At 54.6% G+C, this 19,400-nt stretch carries 15 protein-coding genes; 14 read left to right on the forward strand and 1 reads right to left on the reverse strand.

Annotated features, from left to right (window positions below):
* Positions 1-81: 81 nt before the first annotated feature.
* The 6 genes from clpP to AAFJ72_RS07210 all read left to right on the forward strand — a co-directional run bounded on the left by clpP (position 82) and on the right by AAFJ72_RS07210 (position 8,532).
* Positions 82-663 (forward strand): ATP-dependent Clp endopeptidase proteolytic subunit ClpP, encoded by a 582-nt coding sequence (clpP, locus tag AAFJ72_RS07185; protein ID WP_122905874.1) that lies wholly within the window; start codon positions 82-84, stop codon positions 661-663.
* A gap of 20 nt (positions 664-683) precedes the next feature.
* The gene (clpX, locus tag AAFJ72_RS07190; protein ID WP_122905875.1) at positions 684-1,949 is read left to right on the forward strand and encodes an ATP-dependent protease ATP-binding subunit ClpX; all 1,266 of its coding nucleotides are present in this window, start codon (positions 684-686) and stop codon (positions 1,947-1,949) included.
* Between the two features lie 206 nt (positions 1,950-2,155).
* The gene (lonB, locus tag AAFJ72_RS07195) at positions 2,156-3,853 is read left to right on the forward strand and encodes an ATP-dependent protease LonB (RefSeq protein ID WP_432776593.1); all 1,698 of its coding nucleotides are present in this window, start codon (positions 2,156-2,158) and stop codon (positions 3,851-3,853) included.
* A 270-nt stretch (positions 3,854-4,123) separates the two neighbouring features.
* Complete coding sequence (gene lon, locus AAFJ72_RS07200) at positions 4,124-6,466, forward strand: endopeptidase La (RefSeq protein WP_122905877.1); 2,343 nt, start codon at positions 4,124-4,126, stop codon at positions 6,464-6,466.
* Positions 6,463-7,128: a ribosome biogenesis GTP-binding protein YihA/YsxC gene (gene yihA / locus AAFJ72_RS07205; RefSeq protein WP_122905878.1), complete on the forward strand. Its 666-nt coding sequence runs from the start codon at positions 6,463-6,465 to the stop codon at positions 7,126-7,128. Before lon ends, yihA begins: the two co-directional genes overlap by 4 nt.
* A gap of 51 nt (positions 7,129-7,179) precedes the next feature.
* Positions 7,180-8,532: a protein O-GlcNAcase gene (locus tag AAFJ72_RS07210; protein ID WP_122905879.1), complete on the forward strand. Its 1,353-nt coding sequence runs from the start codon at positions 7,180-7,182 to the stop codon at positions 8,530-8,532.
* Between the two features lie 88 nt (positions 8,533-8,620).
* On the opposite strand, the gene AAFJ72_RS07215 is transcribed toward AAFJ72_RS07210, so the two are convergent.
* Positions 8,621-9,562, reverse strand: coding sequence for a DMT family transporter (locus tag AAFJ72_RS07215; protein WP_432776594.1), 942 nt, complete (start codon positions 9,560-9,562; stop codon positions 8,621-8,623).
* Between the two features lie 285 nt (positions 9,563-9,847).
* Here AAFJ72_RS07215 and hemA point away from each other — a divergent pair, with 285 nt between their 5' ends.
* The 8 genes from hemA to AAFJ72_RS07255 all read left to right on the forward strand — a co-directional run bounded on the left by hemA (position 9,848) and on the right by AAFJ72_RS07255 (position 19,295).
* Positions 9,848-11,209, forward strand: a complete 1,362-nt coding sequence (hemA, locus tag AAFJ72_RS07220; RefSeq protein ID WP_432776595.1) for a glutamyl-tRNA reductase — start codon at positions 9,848-9,850, stop codon at positions 11,207-11,209.
* A gap of 74 nt (positions 11,210-11,283) precedes the next feature.
* A complete protein-coding gene (locus AAFJ72_RS07225; RefSeq protein WP_122905882.1) occupies positions 11,284-12,102 on the forward strand; it encodes a cytochrome C assembly family protein in 819 nt (272 codons plus the stop codon).
* A 24-nt stretch (positions 12,103-12,126) separates the two neighbouring features.
* Positions 12,127-13,056, forward strand: coding sequence for a hydroxymethylbilane synthase (gene hemC, locus AAFJ72_RS07230; RefSeq protein WP_432776596.1), 930 nt, complete (start codon positions 12,127-12,129; stop codon positions 13,054-13,056).
* Positions 13,053-13,847 (forward strand): uroporphyrinogen-III synthase, encoded by a 795-nt coding sequence (locus tag AAFJ72_RS07235; protein ID WP_432776597.1) that lies wholly within the window; start codon positions 13,053-13,055, stop codon positions 13,845-13,847. Before hemC ends, AAFJ72_RS07235 begins: the two co-directional genes overlap by 4 nt.
* A gap of 1 nt (position 13,848) precedes the next feature.
* Positions 13,849-14,823: a porphobilinogen synthase gene (gene hemB, locus AAFJ72_RS07240; RefSeq protein ID WP_432776598.1), complete on the forward strand. Its 975-nt coding sequence runs from the start codon at positions 13,849-13,851 to the stop codon at positions 14,821-14,823.
* A gap of 7 nt (positions 14,824-14,830) precedes the next feature.
* Positions 14,831-16,123 carry a glutamate-1-semialdehyde 2,1-aminomutase gene (hemL, locus tag AAFJ72_RS07245; RefSeq protein WP_432776599.1) on the forward strand — a complete coding sequence of 431 codons (1,293 nt, stop codon included), beginning with the start codon at positions 14,831-14,833 and terminating at the stop codon, positions 16,121-16,123.
* A 420-nt stretch (positions 16,124-16,543) separates the two neighbouring features.
* Positions 16,544-17,356, forward strand: a complete 813-nt coding sequence (locus AAFJ72_RS07250) for an alpha/beta fold hydrolase (protein WP_432776600.1) — start codon at positions 16,544-16,546, stop codon at positions 17,354-17,356.
* Positions 17,357-17,420: 64 nt separating this feature from the next.
* A complete protein-coding gene (locus AAFJ72_RS07255) occupies positions 17,421-19,295 on the forward strand; it encodes a bifunctional metallophosphatase/5'-nucleotidase (protein WP_122905888.1) in 1,875 nt (624 codons plus the stop codon).
* The last annotated feature ends 105 nt before the right edge of the window (positions 19,296-19,400 follow it).

Raw genomic sequence — 19,400 nt, forward strand, 5'->3', positions numbered from 1 at the left:
TTTTTCCACCATCGACTTTTTGGTAAAATCCTTCCCAACTAAAGGGTGACACCTTTTACCTTAAAGGAGGAAAGATACATAATGCTGATCCCTATGGTCATCGAGCAAACCAGCAGAGGCGAGCGCTCCTACGATATTTACTCGCGTCTCCTGAAAGACCGGATCATTCTGCTCGGCACCGAGATTGACGATCAGGTAGCCAATCTGGTAGTGGCCCAGCTGCTCTTTTTGCAGGCAGAAGACCCGGACAAAGACATTTCGCTATACATAAACTCTCCAGGCGGTTCTGTAACAGCAGGGATGGCTATCTATGACACGATGCAGTACATCAAGCCGGACGTGTCCACCATTTGCGTGGGCATGGCTGCCAGCATGGGGGCATTCCTCCTCGCTGCTGGTGCCAAAGGCAAGCGCTTTGCCTTGCCAAACAGCGAAGTGATGATTCACCAGCCACTCGGAGGCGTACGTGGGCAGGCGGAAGACATCCGGATTCATGCGGATTGGATTCTGAAAACGAAGCGCCAACTGAACCAGATTTTGTCCGAGCGTACAGGTCAACCATATGAAAAGGTCGAACTGGATACAGATCGCGACAACTTCATGAGTGCAGAAGAAGCCAAGGCCTATGGATTGATTGACTCGATTATTGAACGCAAAAACTGACCCGTTGTGAGGTGAAGCGCATGTTTAAGTTTAACGACGACAAGGGCCAACTGAAGTGCTCCTTCTGCGGCAAGTCCCAGGAACAGGTGCGCAAGCTGGTAGCCGGTCCTGGCGTTTACATTTGTGACGAGTGTATCGAACTGTGCAACGAGATTGTACAGGAAGAGCTGGGGACGGAAGAAGAAATCGACATGAAGGAAATTCCGAAGCCTGTGGAGATCCGCAAAATCCTGGACGACTATGTCATCGGTCAGGATCTGGCGAAAAAATCGCTGTCTGTAGCGGTGTACAACCACTACAAACGGATCAACTCCGGGGCGAAGATCGAGGATGTGGAGCTGCAAAAATCCAATATCCTGCTGATCGGGCCGACAGGTAGCGGGAAGACGCTGCTCGCGCAAACGCTGGCGCGCATCCTGAACGTGCCGTTTGCGATTGCGGACGCCACCTCCTTGACAGAGGCAGGCTACGTGGGCGAAGACGTGGAAAACATTTTGCTCAAGCTGATCCAGGCTGCTGACTACGATGTAGAAAAAGCCGAAAAAGGCATCATCTACATTGATGAAATTGATAAAGTCGCGCGCAAGTCGGAAAATCCTTCGATTACACGCGATGTTTCCGGGGAAGGCGTGCAGCAGGCTCTCCTGAAAATTTTGGAGGGAACGGTTGCCAGCGTTCCGCCACAAGGCGGGCGCAAGCATCCTCATCAGGAGTTCATCCAGATCGACACCTCGAACATTTTGTTCATTTGCGGCGGTGCATTCGACGGGATCGAACAAATCATCAAGCGTCGTCTGGGTAAAAAAGTAATCGGCTTCGGTGCTGATTTTTCTGATGGGGTCAAAGGCGATCTGAAAGCGGGCGAATACCTCAAGTACGTCCTGCCGGAAGACCTGCTGAAATTCGGTTTGATTCCGGAGTTCGTCGGTCGTTTGCCTGTTCTGGCTACATTGGAGCCGTTGGACGAGGAGACGCTCGTGCGCATCCTGACCGAACCAAAAAACTCTTTGGTGAAGCAGTATCAAAAGCTGCTTAGCCTGGACGGTGTTGAGCTGGAGTTTGACGCTGGCGCCCTCCTGCAAATTGCCAAGGAAGCGATCAAGCGCAATACCGGTGCACGCGGACTGCGTGCGATCATCGAGCAAATCATGCTCGACATGATGTATGAGCTGCCTTCCCGCGACGACGTGACCAAATGCGTCATTACGGAAGAGACCGTGCGCGACAAGGTGAAGCCGCGCCTCATGACCAAAGAAGGCGTCGAAGTGCACGGTGAAACTGCATAAGCTTGTGTTACGCTAACCATCCCGTTTTTGCGGGGTGGTTTTTGTTTTGTCGAAAAAAGGGGGCCTATTTTCTAAAATCATCCAGATTGCTTTGCGGGTTTATGGTTTACGCATAAGGATGCGAGGCAATACTACTTGATAATCGCTGAAGAGACACTTTTACATATGTGTACAAAAGCTGCAAGGACGCATGGGAGGGACTGCATATGGACTATACGACGTTGGTCATTGCTGTCATTGAAGTGGTTGTCGGCATTGTCATTGGCACCTACTTCTGGAATTTGCTGCGAGCGCAGAGAAACTCAAAGACTTCCACGGAAAAAGAATCGCGAAAAGACCTGGACACGATTCGCAAAATGAGAATGATTGCTCTGACCGAGCCTTTGTCGGAAAAAACACGGCCAGCTACCCTGGAAGAAATCGTCGGGCAAGAAGACGGGCTGCGGGCACTGCGGGCTGCGCTGTGCGGACCGAATCCGCAGCACGTCATCATCTACGGACCGCCGGGCGTAGGCAAGACGGCTGCTGCCCGTGTCGTGCTGGAAGAAGCGAAGAAAAACCAGCTGTCCCCTTTTAATGCGGACGCCAAATTTATTGAGATTGACGCGACGATTGCCCGGTTTGACGAGCGGGGGATTGCCGACCCGCTGATCGGTTCTGTTCACGATCCGATTTACCAAGGGGCGGGCTCGCTCGGTCAGGCGGGCATTCCCCAGCCGAAGCCGGGTGCTGTGACAAAAGCGCACGGAGGGGTCCTTTTCCTCGATGAAATCGGAGAGCTTCACCCTGTCCAAATGAACAAGCTGCTAAAAGTTCTCGAAGACCGCAAAGTCATGCTGGAGAGCGCCTACTACAGCGAGGAAAACAGCCAGATTCCGTCGCACATTCACGATGTGTTCAAATACGGGCTGCCAGCCGACTTTCGACTTGTCGGTGCGACGACGCGGCTTCCCGAAGAGCTTCCCGCTGCCTTGCGCTCCCGTTGTCTGGAAATTTTCTTCCGTCCGTTGAAGGGGCCGGAAATTGGCAGCATTGTGCGCACTGCCGTTGCCAAGATGCAGATGAGCATGGAGGACGATGCGGTAGCAGTTATCGAACGCTACGCCACCAATGGCCGGGAAGCGATCAACACGCTGCAAATCGCCGCGGGAATCGCACTTACCGAGGAACGCAAAACGATCATGGCCAAGGACGTGGAGTGGGTCGTACACAGCAGCCAGAAGTCGCCTCGTCCCGAAAAGCAGGTGCACGATACGCCGCAGGTAGGGCTGGTAAACGGACTTGCCGTTTACGGACCGAACATGGGCAGTGTCATGGAACTGGAAGTGACGGCAACGCCTGCCGCAGTGCCTGGTCAGGGCAGATTGACGATGACAGGCATGGCGGAGGAAGAGGAAATGGGAAGCCGCAGCCGGACGATTCGTCGCAAGTCCATGGCCAAAGGATCGATTGAAAACGTCTTGACGGTGTTGCACAGAATGGGCGTTCGTCCGTACGATTACGATCTTCATATCAATTTTCCCGGCGGGGTCCCGGTCGATGGCCCTTCGGCGGGCATTGCCATTGCGACCGCCATCTACTCGGCGATCATGGAAGTGCCAGTCGACAACCTGATTGCCATGACAGGCGAAGTAAGCATTCACGGAAAAGTGAAGCCGGTAGGCGGCGTGGTAGCCAAGGTCGAGGCGGCCCGTCAGGCGGGAGCGACGCGCGTGCTGATTCCGCAGGAAAACTGGCAGAGCATTTTCGCCGACATGAAGGGCATCGAGGTCATTCCGGTTTCAACCGTCTCGCAGGTCATGGAACTGGCCATGCCGAAGGTCGCTGTGCAGGATGAGGAGGCGTCCGGATTTACCCTGCAAATTCCGGCAAAGGATCTGGCATCCTCGCCGATGACACTCTGACAGTCGCAAGCGCCCGTGGATTAGACATCGGATTGTGTTTGCGCTACAATGGTAAAAAGCTTCTGCTTGCAAAGAGCCCGGGGCCCTACCCGGCCTGTAACGGGCTCCCCAAATGAGGGGATGGACCGTCAGAACGACTGTCTTTTCTGTGTGTCGTTTGGGGTGATTCGGATATGCCGGGTGGGCAAAAAACGGCTTTGGGAGCCGTTTTTGTCTGTTATCAGGCTCTTTGTTAAGAAGGGATAGATCAACAAGGAGAGGTGCATCCGCTTGGGCGAACGTTCCGGTAAACGAGAATTACCGCTTCTCCCGTTGCGAGGATTGCTTGTGTATCCGACTATGGTACTCCACCTGGACGTTGGACGGGAAAAGTCCATCCGCGCACTGGAGCAAGCCATGGTGGACGACAACAAGATTTTGCTTGCGACACAGGAAGAGGTACACATAGAGGAGCCAGATGCAGAGCAAATCTACAGCATCGGTACCGTTGCGCGTGTGAAACAAATGTTGAAGCTGCCAAACGGCACAATCCGTGTGCTGGTGGAGGGACTGCAACGCGCAAAAATTGAGGAATATCTTCAACAGGAAGATTATTTCGTCGTGTCCATTACATACTTGGAAGAGGAAAAAGCGGAGGAAAACGAAGTAGAAGCGCTGATGCGCTCGCTGCTGAGCCATTTCGAGCAATACATCAAGCTGTCGAAAAAGGTTTCCCCCGAGACGCTTACATCCGTGACAGACATCGAAGAGCCAGGGCGACTGGCTGACGTGATTGCCTCCCACCTGCCGCTGAAAATGAAGGACAAACAGGAGATTTTGGAGACGGTCAACATCAAGGAGCGGCTCGAAATTCTGTTGGAAATCCTGAACAACGAGCGCGAGGTGCTGGAGCTGGAGCGCAAGATCAGCAATCGCGTGAAAAAGCAGATGGAGCGCACGCAAAAAGAATACTACCTGCGCGAGCAGATGAAGGCCATTCAAAAAGAGCTCGGCGACAAGGACGGCCGTCAGGGCGAAGTGGATGAACTGCGCGCTCAGCTGGAAAAATCGGACGCTCCGGAAAGAATCAAGACCAAGATCGAAAAAGAGCTGGATCGTCTGGAGAAGATGCCGACCACTTCTGCGGAAGGGTCTGTCATCCGCACGTATATCGACACGCTGCTCGCCCTGCCGTGGACGAAGAAGACAGAGGACAATCTGGACATTCACCACGCGCAAGAAGTGCTCGACGAGGATCACTACGGACTGGAAAAGCCGAAAGAACGCGTCCTGGAATATTTGGCGGTGCAAAAGCTCGTTAACTCCATGCGCGGGCCGATTCTTTGTCTGGTTGGACCTCCCGGCGTCGGGAAAACCTCGCTCGCCCGCTCGATCGCACGCGCGCTGGAGCGCAAGTTCGTGCGCATTTCGCTCGGGGGTGTGCGTGACGAAGCAGAGATTCGCGGACATCGCCGCACTTATGTGGGTGCTCTGCCGGGCCGTATCATCCAGGGGATGAAGCAGGCGGGCACGATCAATCCGGTCTTTTTGCTGGATGAGATCGACAAGCTGGCATCCGATTTCCGGGGCGATCCTGCATCGGCGCTCCTGGAAGTGCTGGACCCGAATCAAAACGACAAGTTCAGCGACCACTATATCGAAGAGACGTACGACTTGACCAATGTCATGTTCATCACTACAGCGAACAGCCTCGACACGATTCCACGTCCGCTGCTCGACCGGATGGAGGTCATTTCGATCTCGGGCTACACCGAGCTGGAGAAGCTCAACATCATGCGCGGATACTTGCTGCCGAAGCAGATGGAAGAGCACGGACTCGGCAAGGATAAGCTGCAAGTGCACGAAGACGCCATGCTGAAGCTCATCCGTCTGTACACGCGCGAAGCCGGGGTGCGCAACCTGAACCGGGAAGCGGCCAACATTTGCCGCAAAGCCGCCAAGCTGATTGTCAGCGGGGAGAAAAAGCGCGTCGTCGTCACCGCGAAGACACTGGAGGGGCTGCTTGGCAAACCGCGCTACCGCTATGGCCTGGCAGAGAAAAAAGACCAGATCGGCTCCGTGACGGGTCTTGCCTGGACACAGGCAGGCGGCGATACGCTGAACGTAGAGGTCAGCATCCTGCCGGGAAAAGGCAAGCTCACCTTGACTGGAAAGCTGGGCGACGTCATGAAGGAATCTGCGCAGGCGGCCTTCAGCTACATTCGCTCCCGTGCCGACCAGTGGGGAATTGACCCGGCTTTCCACGAGAAAAACGACATCCACATCCACGTTCCGGAGGGCGCGATACCAAAAGACGGTCCGTCTGCGGGGATTACGATGGCTACCGCGCTTGTATCGGCGCTCACCCATATCCCTGTGAAAAAAGAAGTGGGGATGACGGGCGAAATCACACTGCGCGGAAGAGTTTTGCCGATTGGCGGCCTGAAGGAAAAGTGCATGTCCGCCCATCGTGCTGGCTTGACGACGATTATTTTGCCAAAAGACAACGAGAAAGACATCGAAGATATTCCGGAGAGCGTGCGTAATGAACTGACCTTCTATCCGGTCGAGCACCTGGATGAAGTGTTGCGCCACGCCCTGACCAGACAGCCGACAGCAGGTGAAAAAGCATGAAAATAACTTCTGCGGAGTTCGTTATCAGCGCTGTCGGACCTAAGCAATACCCGCAGGACGGCCTGCACGAGATCGCTCTCGTCGGCCGCTCCAATGTGGGCAAATCTTCCCTGCTCAACAAAATGATGAACCGCAAAGGGCTCGCGCGCACCAGCTCGCGGCCAGGGAAGACCCAGACGCTGAACTACTTCCGCGTCAACCAGATGCTCTATTTCGTCGACTTTCCCGGCTACGGATACGCCAAGGTCGCGAAGACGATCAAGGAACAGTGGGGAAAGATGATCGAGGGCTATTTGAAAAACCGGGAACAGTTGCGGTTCGTCATCCAACTGGTCGACATCCGTCATGCTCCATCCAAGGACGACGTGGCGATGTACGATTGGTGCAAGCAAATCGGCATCCCGACCGTAGTGGTTGCGACCAAGGGCGACAAAATTGCGCGCGGCCGCTGGCTGCAGCACACCAAGATCATCCGCCAGACCTTGAACATGCGCGGCGACGATACGCTCATCGTGTTTTCTTCGGAAACAGGACAAGGCAAGGATGAGCTGTGGGGAGAAATCCTTCGCCGTCTGCGCGAAAAAGACCAGCCTGCGGCAGAGGAAGGAAGAGAGGCGGCGGACGCTTCTGTTCCTGCTGCGGCAAGCGAGACGGAACAGTAAAACAGATACAGTCAAAGACCCAATCCGCAAGTGGGAAGGGGAGGCAGCTTTGTGAGCAAACTGGCTTGCTTTGCCGTACGCGGTGTGATCGAAGGCTTCTACGGAACGCCCTGGACGCATGCAGAGCGGCTGGACATGATTGACTTTTTGCATCGCCACGACTACAATGCGTATTTCTACGCGCCCAAGGACGATGTGTTTCTGCGGGAGCGATGGATGGAGCCGCATCCGGAAGCGGCGATGCGCCAACTGGACGAATTGATTGCCAGCACGGCGGGGCGGGGTATGCAGTTTGTGTATGGTGTAAGTCCTGGCCTCAGCATGGAATATGCAAATCCGGCTCACACAGAGTTGCTTGTCAAAAAATATCGGACGATGTACGACAAAGGCGTCCGGTATTTTTCCTTGTTGTTCGACGACATCCCGATGCAGCTGCTGCATGAACGGGATGTCGCGCAGTTTGCCCATCTCGCAGATGCTCACGTGCAGACAGCCCGGCGCGTGTATGAGCTGATGCAGGAGTGGGGAGAACCCGTCAAGCTGGTCGTCTGCCCGACGCAGTACAACGGCATTGGCAAAGAGCCGTACATCCGGTACCTTGGCCAGCATTTGCCCGAAGCGATTGACGTGTTCTGGACGGGGCGGTTTGTCTGCTCGCCGTATCTCACGGACGGGGATGCCGTTCGCTTCGCGGAGTACACGGGGCACAAGCCGTTTTACTGGGATAACTACCCGGTCAACGACCTCGCGATGGCAAATGAGCTGCACATCGGTCCCTTGCGCCATCGCGATCCGGACTTGTGGCAGCACGCCGCAGGCTACGTGGCCAATGCGATGTCGCTTGCGGAATGCTCGAAAATTCCGTTGGCGACAACGGCGGCCTATTTGCGCGATCCGCAAGGCTATGATCCGACCGTGGCCTGGAAGCAGGCGGTGGAGGAGGTGGCAGGCAAGGACGATGCCGCAGCCTTTTTTGCGTTTGCAGATAATGTGCAAGGCTCGTTTTTGTGCGAAGTCGAGTCGCCGCGCCTGCTCGAAGCGTTCCTTTCCTTTCGCTTCCAGTTTTTGCAGGGAGATCGGAACAAGGCGGTGTCCGAGCTGACTTTGCTGTTCCGTGAAATGGAGCAAACCGCCCAGCAACTGCTCGGCGGGATGCGCAACCGCAAGCTCGCGCAGGAAGCGCGGCCCTGGATCGAAAAATACCGCCACTGGGCAAAAGTCGGCCAGGCCGCCGTCGCCCTGATCGACCACGGTACTAGCGGCAAAATCCCGCAAGCCGCCTATCACCTGCTGCGGCTCAAACAGTGGATCAGGCGCACGGAGCGCTTGCCGCAAAAAGTATGCGGCCAGGTCATGCAACTGTTTGTTGACGCGATTTTGCAGGAACTACGAAAAAGCAACTGACCAGTGACTGACTGCTGGATCAGGGCTTTTTTCGCTTGCACAAAAAAGGTTCCTTTCCGGTTAGGGAGAAGGAACCTTCTTTGTCATTTCAGGCAGACTCTCGGCCTTCTTTTGCCTTGCCTTTGCGCGCGCGTGACTGTGCGAGCCATTGTCCAATCGGTAGCTCTGCCAAAATCATGCCGGTAAAAATCATCAGACAGCCGGTCAACTGTCTGCCGCTTAATACCTCGTGGATAAAGACGTACGAAGTCAGTGCAGCGAACACAGGTTCAAGGGCGAAAATGAGCGCCACCCGCGTTGAACTCGTTTGCTTTTGCAAAGCCGTCTGGGCCAAAAAGGCGAGGGCGGTTGCAAAAATCGAAGTAACGATCAGCCCCATGGCCACTTCCGGGGCGAGCAGGATCGCCGGATCAAACGCACGGCCCCAGTCCTCGAAGAAAAAGGCGTAGACCCAGCTCATGACGGCAACAGTCCCGAGCTGAACGATTGCCAGCGGCAATGCCGCAAAGTGCGGCGCGTATTTTCCGGTAAAAACGATCTGCAAGGCGAAGCAAATCGCGCAGCCGAAAACGAGAACATCCCCCAAGTTGAAGGAGAAGCTATGGTTCTGTGTCAGCAGATACAAGCCTGCTGCTGCGAGGATGACGCCGATCACCGCCACAGGCTTGATCTTGTCTCGCAATAGCAAAAAGGAGAACAGCGGAACAAGTACGACAGACAGGCCCGTAATGAATCCGGCTTTGGATGGCGTCGTGTACAAGAGGCCGACCGTTTGCAGCGCGTAGCCGAGACAGAGCCAAAAGCCGAGAATGATGCCGGAGCGAATGAGCGGGCCGCGAAAGGTTGCAAGCTGGTGGCGCGAGCGTATCAGCAAGATGACGAGCAAAAACAGGGCGGCCACCGTGAAGCGCACCGCGTTGAACGTATTGGGAGGCAGGGAGGCGATTGCCTGCTGCACAACCAAAAACGTCGTGCCCCAGATAAAAGCGATGAAAAGCAGCGTTATATCCGCCATCCATGGTTTTCTCAATGTCTGTTTTCTCTCCTCTCCGTCGGACTGTTTATAAAATTTCATATTTGAGACGTATAGCCAGCATCATACGTGATTCAAAGCCGGATTTCAAGCCGATTCATTCGCGATTTTGTCGCTTTTTGCAGCCGGTTGAAAGCTGTTTTTTCGACAAGGGAAGCGCCCAAAAGTGCGTTCAGTTAAAAAACTTTTCACAATTACTCGTGGCTGACTCGGGACATAATGATATAATAATAGTGCATTTTACACATGGCGTATGCACGATTGTCATTCTGGGAGGACACTATGGATATTCTTTTGCTGGGCTTAAACTACAAAACAGCGCCTGTCGAAGTTCGCGAAAAGTTTACATTCAGCGATGATGGGACTGCACGCGCTCTTCATCTTCTCTCCCAGACGAAGAGTATTGCAGAATGTGTCATCCTCGGGACATGTAACCGTACCGAACTGTATGTCGTCTGCGATCAGGCCAATATCGGCCGTGACTATACCCTTCGCTTTTTGGCAGAATGGTTCGGTGTCGAAAAAGAGAAATTCAAAGCTCACCTTTATATAAAAGAAAATGAACAGGCAATTGAACATTTGTTCAGAGTGTCTGCCGGTCTCGATTCCATGGTGATGGGCGAGACGCAAATTCTCGGACAAGTCCGCGATGCGTTCCTGATGGCACAGGAGCTGAAAACGACGGGGACGGTGTTCAACACGCTGTTCAAGCAAGCGATTACATTTGCCAAGCGCGCGCATACGGAGACCGCAATCGGACAAAATGCCGTATCGGTCAGCTATGCTGCCGTCGAACTGGGGAAAAAGATTTTCGGCTCTTTTGCCGGGAAGTCTGTCCTGATTGTCGGAGCGGGCAAGATGAGCGAGCTGACGGCCAAACATTTGCACGCCAATGGTTCCGAGCGCGTCATGGTGGCAAACCGCACATTGGAGCGGGCACAGCTTTTGGCGGAAAAATTCAAGGGAGATTCCTGTACGATGGAGCAGTTGCCGGAGGCGCTGCTCACTGCCGACATCGTCATCAGCTCTACGGGAGCGACCGGATACATCCTGGGCAAAAAGGATCTGGCACCGATCATGAAGCAAAGAAAACACCGTCCGCTGTTCATGGTGGACATTGCGGTTCCCCGTGACCTGAATCCTGACCTGCACGAGCTGGATAACGTCTTTTTGTACGACATCGATGATCTGGAAGGAATTGTCGCAAGCAATATCGCAGAACGTTCGCGGGAAGCAGAACGGCTCGATGCGATGATTGAAGAAGAGATTGTGGCCTTTACGACCTGGTATCAGACGCTGGGTGTAGCGCCCCTGATTGCCGCGCTGCGTGAAAAGACGCTCAGTATTCATGGCGAAGCGATGCGCAAGATTGAAAACAAGCTGCCGAATTTGACCGAGCGGGAAATGCACATCATCCGCAAGACGACGAAAGGCATCGTCAACCAGCTCATGCATGATCCGGTCGTGCGCCTGAAGGAAATGGCAGCAACCAAATCCGGCGAGGAAGTGCTGGATATTTTCACCAAGATGTTTGCCCTGGAAGAAATTTTGGAGCGCAAAGAGCAAGAAGCGCTCTGGGCAGACGACAAAAGCAAGCAGCCGGCAGCTCGCGAGCAGGTTCTGGCTTCCCGCGTGCCGAAATAAGAGCTTCTCTTCTTTGAAAAGAAAGATAGATTGCCATCGATAGAAACCGATAGGGGAAAGAGGGGAGAGAGTGCATGGCCGAGGTGAGATGGATCTACGACCTGACGATCTTTCTCTACGCTGCAAGTGTTCTCTTCTATTTTAACGACTTCTTGCAAAGCAACCGGAAAGTCAATCGTCTGGCTTTCGGGTTGCTTATTGTCGTTTGGGCCTTGCAAACAGCTTTTTTTGTGTCGCAGACCGTGATGAAAGCTTACTTTCCTGTCATTACGCTGTTCGAGACGCTCTTTTTTTACTCGTGGGTGCTGGTAAGTTTGTCACTTGTCTTACACTATTTTTTTCGCATCGATTTACTGGTTTTTTTTACAAATATCATCGGGTTTGTCGTCCTGGTCATGTCGATGTTCTTGCCAGAGACGCCCATCGTCGCCGTATCTGACGTCTTGACCTCGGAGCTGCTCTTGACGCACGTGACGCTGGCGATGTTCAGCTACGGTGCATTTTCGCTGTCGATGATCTTTTCCGCCATGTACCTGTTGCAGCATAAGATGCTCAAGGGGCGTCGCTGGAATCCGCTTCTGCGCAGGCTGCCCAGCCTCGACCAGTTGGAGGGCTACGCCTATCGGATGAATATGCTCGGCGTGCCGATGCTGCTTCTTTCGATTGTACTGGGGATTATTTGGGGAAAAATGGTACTGCCGGAAAAGTTTTGGCTGGACTCCAAGGTGGTTACTTCCATGCTTGTTTTGGCCAGCTATTCGTTCTGGCTGTACAAACGCTATCGGGATACGCTGCAAATGCGCAGACTGGCCCAGTGGAACGTCCTCGCGTTTTTGCTTTTGCTCATCAACTTTTTAGGCATTACGACTTCTACATTTCACAGCTGGTGGTAGTGGCTGTTCATCAAGGAGGCTGTCATGGGAAAATGGAAAGTAGGGACGCGTCGCAGCAAGCTGGCGCTCACCCAGACGAATTGGGTTGTGCAAAAACTGAAGGAGATCGCGCCGCAAGCTGAATTTGAGCTGCACGAAATCGTGACGAAGGGCGACCGCATTCTCGATGTGACGCTGTCCAAGGTTGGCGGAAAAGGGCTTTTTGTCAAAGAAATCGAACAGTCCCTGTACGATAAGGAAACGGATTTTGCGGTGCACAGCTTGAAGGACATGCCGGCTGAATTGCCGGAGGGCCTTGTGATCGGTGCGATTCCGAAGCGGGTTGACCCACGAGACGTTCTCTTGTCCCTGGATGGCAAGACGTTGGATGAACTGAAAGAGGGAGCTTTGGTTGGCACGAGCAGCCTGCGCCGCAGCGCACAACTTCTCGCCTATCGCCCGGATATTCAGATCGAATCGCTGCGCGGCAACATTGATACGCGCATCCGCAAGCTGGAAGAAGGCAACTTTGATGCGATCATCCTGGCGGCAGCGGGTCTTGAGCGCGTCAACTACGAAGGAAACATCTCGCAGTATTTGCCTGTGGAAATCAGCCTGCCCGCAGTAGGTCAGGGAGCGCTCGCCATCGAATGCCGCGCTGACGACGAAGAGACGCTGGCCTTGTTGAAGCAGCTCGACGACGAACCGACGCGACTGGCGGTGACAGCCGAGCGCAGCTTCCTGCACAAGCTGCAAGGCGGCTGCCAGGTTCCAATCGGGGCATACGCAACGGTTGGCGAAGACAAGCAGATCACCTTGACCGGAATGGTCGGCTCGCCAGACGGAAAACAAATGTTCAAAAACACGGCGACTGGCCGCGATCCACTGGCGCTCGGCGTGCAGGTAGCGGAAGCGCTTCTGGCGCAAGGAGCTGGCGAGGTGCTCGCACAGTTGCTGCGGGAGAACGAGCAATGACAACCGATGGATCGCGCGGGCCGCTTGCGGGCAAGCGCATCATGGTGACGCGGGCGAAAAGCCAGGTGCAGGAGCTGGTGGATAAAATCGAGCGGCTGGGCGGAGAGGCGTATGCCTTTCCGCTCTTGAAAATGATTCCGCCCGCAGACAAGACCAAGCTCGACGAAGCCATCCGGGAGCTTGCGAGCTACGACTGGGTGATGTTTACCAGTGTCAATGGCGTGCGGTTTTTTCTGGAGCGAATGGAGCAGGTGGGAGCCAGCTTCGCGTCGTTTTCCGGGAAGCTCGCCGCAGTCGGGCCAAAAACCGCACAGGCTCTGACAAAGCACGGGCTTGCGGTTGCAGTCATTCCCTCCGATTATGTCGCGGAAGGGTTGCTTGCCAGCTTGCATGACCAGCTGCAACCAGGGCAGCGTGTACTGCTGCCGCGAGCCGATATTGCGCGCAAGGCTTTGCCGGCAGAGCTGAAGGAGCTGGGGCTTGTCGTGACAGAGGTAGACGTCTATCACACGGTGATCGACGGGACATTGGCGCCGGAAGCGGCGCAACAGCTGCAAGAAGGCCGGATTGATGTCATTTTGTTTACCAGTTCATCTACCGTGACTCATTTCATCCAGGCGCTGGCGCCGTTTGCCTCGCCAGGCTGGTTGGATCAGGTGCGGATTGCCTGCATCGGTCCGATCACGGCCGAGACAGCCAGAAAAAACGGACTAGCCGTCGATGTGGTCGCAAGCGAGTACACCGTGGATGGACTGCTGGAAGCTTTACGAGAGAATCTGGGAGGGAATTGACATGGCACTTACATTTGATCGTCATCGCCGCCTGCGCAAAAGCGCGGCAATGCGCAATCTGGTACGGGAAAATCACGTTCGCGTGGAGGATCTGATTTATCCTCTGTTTGTGGTGGAAGGGACCGGGATTAAAAACGAGATTGCTTCCATGCCAGGCGTGTATCAGCTCTCCCTGGATATGTTGGCGGAAGAAATGAAGGAAATCGCGGAGCTGGGCATTCAGTCGGTACTGATGTTTGGCGTGCCATCGCACAAGGACGCTTGCGGAACAGAAGCCTACAATGACGAGGCGATTACACAGCAAGCCATTCGGCAGATCAAAAAAGACCATCCGGAAATGATTGTGATTGCCGATACGTGCCTGTGTGAATACACCGATCACGGACATTGCGGCGTCATTCACGAGGGCGAAGTCGTCAATGACGAGACGCTCGAGCTGTTGGGCAAGACTGCTGTGTCCCAGGCAAAAGCCGGGGCGGACATCATTGCGCCTTCCAACATGATGGACGGCTTCGTGATCGCCATCCGCGAAGCGTTGGACGAAGCGGGCTTCCAGCACATTCCGATCATGTCCTACGCAGTGAAATACGCATCCTCCTTCTACGGACCATTCCGCGATGCGGCTGGATCGACACCGCAGTTTGGCGACCGCAAGAGCTATCAGATGGACCCGGCAAACGCACGCGAAGGCTTGCGCGAAGCGGCTTCCGATGTGAAGGAAGGGGCAGACTTCTTGATCGTGAAGCCAGGACTGGCCTTCATGGACATGGTGCTGCGTCTGCGTGAAAACTTCAACCTGCCGATCGTCGCCTACAATGTGAGCGCCGAGTATTCCATGGTCAAAGCCGCTGCGCAAAACGGCTGGATCGACGAAGAACGGATCGTGATGGAAACGTTGGTTGGCTTCAAACGGGCTGGTGCGGACCTGATTATTACGTACCATGCCAAAGATGTTGCAAAATGGCTGGCGAGGTGAGGAAGCGATGACAAGAGAAAAATCGACGCAGTTGTTTGCAGAAGCACAGAAATACATACCAGGCGGAGTGAACAGCCCGGTGCGGGCGTTCAAGAGCGTGGGCGGCAATCCGGTCTACATTGCCAAAGGGGAAGGCTCCCGGATTTTTGATGTGGACGGCAACAGCTACATTGACTACATCGGCTCCTGGGGACCGCTCATTCTCGGACATGCGCATCCGCGCGTACTGGCCGCGATTACGGAAGTGGCGGCGCTGGGCACGAGCTTCGGTGCGCCGACAGAGCGCGAAACCGAAATGGCCAAGCTCGTATGCGAGCTGGTGCCGTCCGTAGAAGTCGTGCGCATGGTCAACTCCGGGACAGAGGCGACAATGAGCGCCCTGCGCCTCGCACGCGGCTATACGAAGCGCAACAAAATCATGAAGTTCGAAGGCTGCTACCACGGCCATGCGGACAGCTTGCTGATTAAGGCAGGCTCCGGTGTCGCCACGCTCGGTCTGCCGGATAGCCCTGGCGTGCCGGAAGGGACAGCTTTGAATACGATCACGGTTCCTTACAACGATTTGGACAGTGTGAAGCTCGCCTTCGAAACGTTCGGCGACGACCTGGCGGCTGTCATCGTGGAGCCGATTGGCGGCAATATGGGTGTCGTACCGCCACTGCCCGGCTTTTTGGAAGGGTTGCGCGAGATTACGGCGAAATACGGCACGCTGCTCATTTTCGATGAAGTCATGACGGGCTTCCGCGTAGCGCTTGGCGGTGCCCAACAGCTGTACGGCATCACGCCAGACCTGACCACGATGGGCAAAGTCATCGGCGGCGGTCTTCCGGTAGGAGCCTACGGCGGCAAACGGGAGATCATGCAGCAGATTGCTCCGGCAGGGCCGATCTACCAGGCGGGAACGCTCTCCGGCAACCCGCTGGCGATGGCGGCAGGCCTGACCACGCTGCAAGAGCTGAGCAAGCCGGGGGTATATGAATATCTGGAAAAAATGTCGGCACGTCTCGGGGAAGGTCTTGCGGAAAACGCCCGCAAGCTGGGGATTCCGCACACGATGAACCGGATCGGCTCCATGGTTTGCCTGTTCTTTACCGATACGCCTGTCATCAACTACGAAACAGCGAAAACGGCTGATCTGGAACGTTTTTCCGCTTACTTCAGCAACATGCTGGACGAAGGCGTCATGCTTCCGCCGTCCCAGTTCGAAGGGATGTTCGTCTCGCTGGCGCATACCGAGGAAGATATTGAGCACACGATTGAAGCAAGCTACCGCGCGATGCAAAAAACGCTGAAAGCCTAAAGCGGGCGCCCAAAACATAAGCAAGCACCTCCTGACTGATTTGCGGGAGGTGTTTTTTCTGTTAAGAAACATGATGCACAGCAGGAATTTGCCATCCTGTCTGAGAATAGGAGGGGAGCAAAGAGGGATCATGCGGCAGAGAGCAGAGAACGCGTACGAAAAAGTCATCCCACTCCGTTAAGCAACGGGTCTAAGTATCTTGTAAAAAACAGGGACGAGATGTACAAGTGGTACGGAATCGATCATGGGATTTTCGCGTTTGGTAATCCTACTAAATGGAAAGCTCCGGCGGGCCAGGAAAAAGTTTTCCTGCCAAAAGGGCCTGCAAGTTTTTCCTGGATGCAAGCGACAAGAAAGAGCAGTTCATCTCCAAAGGAATGAAGCGGTTTACGCGCAGATAGCAGAAAGGAGCAGATGCAGATGAGAAAAAAAGCACAACTGACAAACGGCGTCAAACTGGCGTATGTGGAGGAAGGAACAGGCGAGCCGATCGTCTTGCTGCACGGCTTTTGCGGCAGCCTGAACTACTGGGACAAGCTCGTGCCGTTGTTGAAGCGCTCGCACCGCGTGATCGCCGTCGATTTGCGTGGCCACGGACACAGCTCTGCGCCGGATGAAGCGTATTCGATGGAGCGGTTCGCCGAAGACATTGCGCTTTTTGCGGCGGCAGTCGGCCTGGACAAGTTCCACCTGTTCGGGCACTCGCTCGGCGGCTACATTACGCTCGCTTTTGCCGAAAACTACCCGGACAAGCTGCTCGGCTTCGGATTGGTCCATTCCACGCCATATCCCGATGACGAGGCGGCCAAGGCCAACCGCAACAAAGGAGCCGACAGCATTCGCGAAAACGGCATGGAGCCGTTTATCAAGGCGCTCGTCCCCAAACTGTTCGCCCCGCAGCATGTAGCGTCGATGCCAGCAGAAGTACAGGCTGCCAAGGAAATCGGCCTGGCTACCAGCCCGATTGGAGCGATTCAGACGCTGTACGCCATGCGCGATCGCAAGGACCGCAACCACGTCTTGCGGGAGACGACGCTGCCTGTGCTGTTGGTCGCAGGCGCAGAGGACCAGATCATTCCCGTGTCCAAAACGTTCACGGTGCAAAAAAACAACGTCGTCGAAGCATTGCTGCCCGAAGCGGGACATATGGGCATGCTCGAAACACCGGAACAGTTGGCAGAAGCAATTGGCGGGTTTATCGAAAAGAACAGGAAAAGAGAACCATTGTCCTAGAAAACTTTGTTATAATGGAAGAGCTATCCTATCCAAATTACATAGATGAGAGGGGAATTTGAGCATGAAAAAATCACGTCGCGTGATGATGACAGCGTTTGCATCTGTCGTATTTGCATCGCTGATGTCAACCTCCGCACTCGCAGCTCCACTGCATCCTGTCAAACACGTTGACTGGATGGAGAAAAAAGCGATCGTCACTGCCGGACAAAATGGCGACCTGGCGCTGGATCGCGCTGTTACGCTTGCGGAGGCAACGGTTGTTTTCGCCAAGCTCAAAGGTGCACAAATCGGGACAGCAGCAAAAGGCGCACACTGGGCGACTCCTTATCTGGACTGGGCAAAAGGGCAAGGTGCAGTAACCCAGGATGACTTCAAAAATCCGGGCCAGGTGCTGACGTCCGCGAAGCTGGCGCAACTGGCGGACAAACTCGGCTACAAAATCGCGCTCGACAGTAAAGCGACCGTGACGCGCGGCGAATTTTTCCAGGCTCTCGGTGATGCGGCAACGACCCACATTACAATCGCGCATACAAACGATACACACGGACACATTCAGGAAGACAAAAGCCAAAAGGAATACGGCTTTGCCAAAATTGCGACCTTGCTGAAAGAATGGCGCGCGGAAAACGACAACTTCCTCTTGCTCGACGCGGGTGATACGTTCCAAGGCACGATTTTCGTGAACCAGTTCAAAGGTGAGTCTGTCGTTCCGATCCTCAACAGCCTCGATTACAACGTGATGGCTGCGGGCAACCACGAGTTTGACTTTGGCTACGAGCAACTGCTCAAGCTGCGTGACATGCTGGAGCATCCGGTCATCTCCGCGAACGTGTTCAAGGCGGATGGCAAAGAGCTGTTGCTGCCAACCTTCAAGGCTGAGATCGGCGGCAAGAAGTTCGGGTTCGTCGGCTTTGTCGCGGAAGACACGCCAGTGCTGACTCACCCTGACAACGTCAAGGGCCTGACCTTCAAAAATCCGGTGGAGGTAGCGAAAGTCGTTGTCCCTGAGCTGAAAAAAGAAGTGGATCACGTCGTTGTCGTTTCCCACGTCGGGGTGGACGTAGACCGCGAGATCGCGAAAAACGTGCCTGGCATCGACTTGATCGTCGGCGGCCACTCCCATACCCCATTGACAACGCCTGAACTCGTAAACGGCACCTACATTGTACAAGACTGGGAGTACGGCAAATCGCTCGGACGCGCTGACCTGTACTACCTGGGCAAAGAGCTGGTAGCGTTCAGCGGCGGTCTGAAAGAATACGATGAAACCGTCGTGGCTGACCCGGAAATTGACAAAATGGTTCAGGAAATTGTGAAAAAAATTGATACCGTAATGAATGTAGTGATTGCGAAATCCGAGGTTCCGCTCGACGGCGATCGCGCACTGATCCGGACAAAGGAAACAAACGTAGGCAACCTGATTGCCGACATCATGCTGGAGCGCACCAAGTCCATCAAAGGATACGAGGCAGATGTAGCGCTGGCAAACGGCGGCGGTATCCGCACGCAACTTCCGGCAGGCGACATTACGAAGAAAGACTTGTACACGCTGCTGCCGTTCGAAAACAATACGCTGGCGATTGTGGAAGTGACAGGCGAGGAACTGAAGCAGGCACTGGAGAACGGTGTCAGCCAGGTGGAAACAGGCGCAGGACGCTTCCCGCAAATTAGCGGCATGAGCTTTACGTACAACCCGACCAAGCCTGCAGGCGAGCGTGTTCTGGAAGTGAAGGTAGGCGACAAGCCGCTTGATCTGACCAAAACGTACAAAGTAGCGACCATCGACTTCCTGGCAGCAGGCGGAGACGGCTATGAATCGCTCAAAAAGCCGTTCTTCAACACAGGCTTGTCCATGTACAGCATCGTGGAAGAAAGTCTGATGAAACGCAAAGTGGTCAATCCGAAAGTGGAAGGCCGCATCGTCGAAGTGAAATAAGCTTGCACACGAAAGCAAGGACAGGGAGGGCAATCCACTCCCTGTCCTTTTATATCATAAAGTACCTTGCAATATGCAATACCTCTTTGGTAAGCTTTGACATGG

The sequence above is a fragment of the Brevibacillus gelatini genome, from assembly GCF_050920745.1.
In the GTDB taxonomy this organism is placed as follows: Bacteria; Bacillota; Bacilli; order Brevibacillales; family Brevibacillaceae; genus Brevibacillus; species Brevibacillus gelatini.